Annotated in this window: 1 protein-coding gene; it reads right to left on the reverse strand. The window is 69.1% G+C overall.

The features are described 5' to 3' along the window. On the reverse strand, nucleotides 1-4,194 hold a 4,194-nt coding region (locus AAHZ94_RS29515), incomplete at both ends, for a beta-ketoacyl synthase N-terminal-like domain-containing protein (RefSeq protein ID WP_349996742.1).

The raw sequence follows: 4,194 nt of genomic DNA on the forward strand, positions 1-4,194 counted from the left end.
TGTGTATACCCCACTGGGCGGGGGGGGGGGGGGCCGCCGCGGCGGCTGCCGCAAGCCGTTCCCGGTGTCCGCCGACCCACAGGTTGCGCACCGCGAACGGGTGGGTGGGCAGGCTGATGTGGGCGGGCCGCTGTTCGAAGAGGTCCTGGAGGCGCGGGTCGTAACCCTGGCAGTAGAAGTCGGCCAGTGCCAGCAGGAGTTCCTGGTAGCGGGCGTGGTCCTGTGGGTTGCCCGCGGCCTCGTCGGTCATCTCCTGGACGACCGTGTGCACGGCGGCGTTGGGTGAGAACTCGCGCGGTACGGCACCGAGGTAGACCTTGCGGGGCTTCTCACCCTGCGCGGCCTGGCGGAGCAGTCGTACCGCGTCCTCCCGGTCGTGGACCACCAGCGCACACCGGTGCGCGAAGTGATGCCGACCGGCCATCAGGGTGTGACTGACCGACGACAGGTAACCCGCACCCGCATCGCTCTGCGCCGCCAGGTGATCGGCGAGCGCGGTCAGGTTCTGGGCCAGCGCCTCGGCGGTCTTGGCGGAGAGCGGCAGCAGGTAGGCGGGGGCGACCGGCTGGGCCGCGAGCCGCTCCTGCTCGGCCCGCTCGGTGCCGTGGGCTTCGAGGACGACGTGGGCGTTGGTCCCACTGAACCCGAAGGCGCTCACCCCACCACGCCGCGGCACCCCGTCAACACGCTCAGGCCAGGCCCGCACCTCACGGTTGACGAAGAACGGACTGTCCTCCCACCGAATGTAATCACTCAACTCTTCACAATTGATGCTCGGCGGAATCACCTCCCGCCGCATCGCCTGCGCCAACACCATCACACTCACCAGACCCGAAGCAGCCTGCGTATGACCGATGTTCGGCTTCGTCGACGTCAACGCACAGAACCCAGTCCGCTCCGTCGACTCCTTGAACGCCTCCGCCAGCGCATTGATCTCAATCGGGTCACCAAGCCGCGTACCCGTACCGTGCGTCACCAGGTACTCCAGCGACTCCGGCGCAATCGCCGTACGCTCGTACGTCTCCCGCAACAGACGAGCCTGAGCCGCGCCACTGGGCGCCGTGATCCCATTCGTCTTGCCGTCATAGTTCACGCCACTGCCCAGCACCGTCGCGTAGATCCGCTGACCATCAGCCTCGGCAGCCTGCTGACGCTTGAGCACCAACACCGCCACCGCCTCACCCGGCACCATCCCATCCGCACGCCGGTCAAACGCCCGGCACAAACCCTCCTCCGACAGCATCCCGGCGCGGGCCATCGCGTCGTAGGTGCCGGGGAAGGAGAGGATGTTGGCGCCGGCGACGATCGCGGTGTCACAGTCGCCGTACCGCAGGCTCAGGCACGCCTCGTGCAACGCCACCAGACCCGAGGAGCACGAGGTGTTGATCGCCATGCTCGGACCCGACAGGTTCAGGAAGTACGCCAGGCGCGAGGCGAGGATGGAGGTGGCGTTGGAGGTGACGCTGCCTTCCTCGCCGGTGAGGAAGACGTAGTCGGCCTCCTCGACGCCGACGAACACGCCGACCTTCTCGCGGCCCAGGTGCTCGGCGCCGTAACCGGCGTCCTCCAGGGCCTTCCACATCTCCTGGAGCATCAGGCGCTGGCGCGGGTCCATGTTCTCCGCCTCGCGCGGCGAGATCTCGAAGAACAGCGGATCGAACTCCGCCACCCCCTCGATCGCGCCCATCCGGCGCTCGGTGCCCCAGTCGGGACGCCGGTCGGCCGGCACCTGGCCGACCATGGAGCGGCCGTCGGCCAGCACCTGCCACAACTCGTCCACCGTCCGCGCACCCGGGAACCGACCGCTCATACCGACGATCGCCACTGGCTCGGGACCGGCGTCCGCGCCGCCGCTGCGCACCACCCGGCCGGAGACCGGGCGCCGCCGCTTGACGGCCCGGGTCACCCGCCGCTTGACGGGGGCGCTGCCGCTGTGGCCCGGGTGGTAGAAGACCTCGACGGTGTCGCCGTGCGCGGCAAGCAGGTGGCCGCCGAGGCCCTCCAGGGTGGGGTAGCTGAAGAAGACGTCGGGGGTGAGCTCGATGCCCAACCGCTCGGCGAGCACACCGGCGAACTCCACCAGGCTGATCGAATCGAAGCCGTAGTCCTGGAGGTTGGCCGACTCGTCCAGCTTGTCGATGGGCAGCTTGAGCAGTTGCGACACCGCGTCCTTCAGTTCCCACTCCAGGCACTGCGCGATCGACCAGCCGACCATCTCGGCGCGCCGCCCGGGGCCGGGGGCCACCGCGGCACCCTCGCCGCCGTCGCTCACGGTCTCCTCGACCTCTTCGTAGGCGGTGTACTCCTCGAAGGCGTCCGCGTCGTCCGCCTGGCCGCGGCGGCCGAGTTGCTTGGCCAGGTCCTCATCGGACGGCCAGTACAGCTCGCGGGCGAAGGGGTGGGTGGGCAGGCTGATGCGGGTGGGTTGCCGGTCGAAGAGGCCGTCGAAGCGGAGCTCGTAACCCTGGCAGTAGAAGTCGGCCATGGCCAGCAGGAGTTCCTGGTAGCGACCGGAGTCCTGGCGGCTGCGCGGGGCCTCCGCCACCAGGTCCTCGACCAGGCTGTTGGGGGTGAAGTCGCGGGTGACGGTGCCCAGGTAGACCTTGCGGGGCTTCTCACCCTGCGCGGCCTGGCGGAGCAGTCGTACCGCGTCCTCCCGGTCGTGGACCACCAGCGCACACCGGTGCGCGAAGTGGTGCCGACCGGCCATCAGGGTGTGACTGACCGACGACAGGTAACCCGCACCCGCATCGCTCTGCGCCGCCAGGTGATCGGCGAGCGCGGTCAGCAACTGTTCCAGGGCCTCGGGGGACTTGGCCGAGACCGGCAGCAGGTACGAGGCGACCGCGGGCTGTTCCGCCAACTGGGCCCGGTGCGTACGGGCCGAGCCGTGGGCTTCGAGTACGACGTGGGCGTTGGTGCCACTGAACCCGAAGGCACTCACCCCACCACGCCGCGGCACCCCGTCAACACGCTCAGGCCAGGCCCGCACCTCACGGTTGACGAAGAACGGACTGTCCTCCCACCGAATGTAATCACTCAACTCTTCACAATTGATGCTCGGCGGAATCACCTCCCGCCGCATCGCCTGCGCCAACACCATCACACTCACCAGACCCGAAGCAGCCTGCGTATGACCGATGTTCGGCTTCGTCGACGTCAACGCACAGAACCCAGTCCGCTCCGTCGACTCCTTGAACGCCTCCGCCAGCGCATTGATCTCAATCGGGTCACCAAGCCGCGTACCCGTACCATGCGTCACCAGATACTCCAGCGACTCCGGCGCAATCGCCGTACGCTCGTACGTCTCCCGCAACAGACGAGCCTGAGCCGCGCCACTGGGCGCCGTGATCCCATTCGTCTTACCGTCGTAATTGACGCCACTGCCCAGCACCGTCGCGTAGATCCGCTGACCATCAGCCTCGGCAGCCTGCTGACGCTTGAGCACCAACACCGCCACCGCCTCACCCGGCACCATCCCATCCGCACGCCGGTCAAACGCCCGGCACAAACCCTCCTCCGACAGCATCCCGGCGCGCGCGAGGGCGTCGTAACTGCCCGGGTAGGAAAGGATGTTGGCGCCGGCGACGATCGCGGTGTCACAGTCGCCGTACCGCAGGCTCAAGCACGCCTCGTGCAACGCCACCAGACCCGAGGAGCACGAGGTGTTGATCGCCATGCTCGGACCCGACAGGTTCAGGAAGTAGGCGAGCCTGGCGGCCAGGATGGACGTGGCGTGCGCGGTGACGCTGCCCTCCTCGCCGGTGAGGAAGATGTAGTCACCCTCCTCGACGCCGACGAAGACACCCACCTTCTCTTCGCTGAGCTGTCGCGGGCCGTAGCCGGCGTCCTCCAGGGCGCCCCACATCTCCTGGAGCAGCAGCCGCTGGCGCGGGTCCATGTTCTCCGCCTCGCGCGGCGAGATCTCGAAGAACAGCGGATCGAACTCGGCGACGCCGGGGATGGCGGCGATGCGGCGCTCGGTGCCCCAGGCGGGGCGCCGGTCAGCCGGGGCCTCGCCGACCACGGAGCGGCCGTCGGCCAGCACCTGCCACAGCTCATCCACCGTCCGCGCACCCGGGAACCGACCGCTCATACCGACGATCGCCACCGGCTCGGGACCGGCGTCCGCGCCGCCGCGCCGCACCAGGCGGCCGGCGGCGGCCCGGCGCCGCGTGCCGGCCTTGCCCGAGG

The sequence above is a fragment of the Streptomyces sp. HSW2009 genome (genome assembly GCF_040240285.1).
GTDB lineage: Bacteria > Actinomycetota > Actinomycetes > Streptomycetales > Streptomycetaceae > Streptomyces.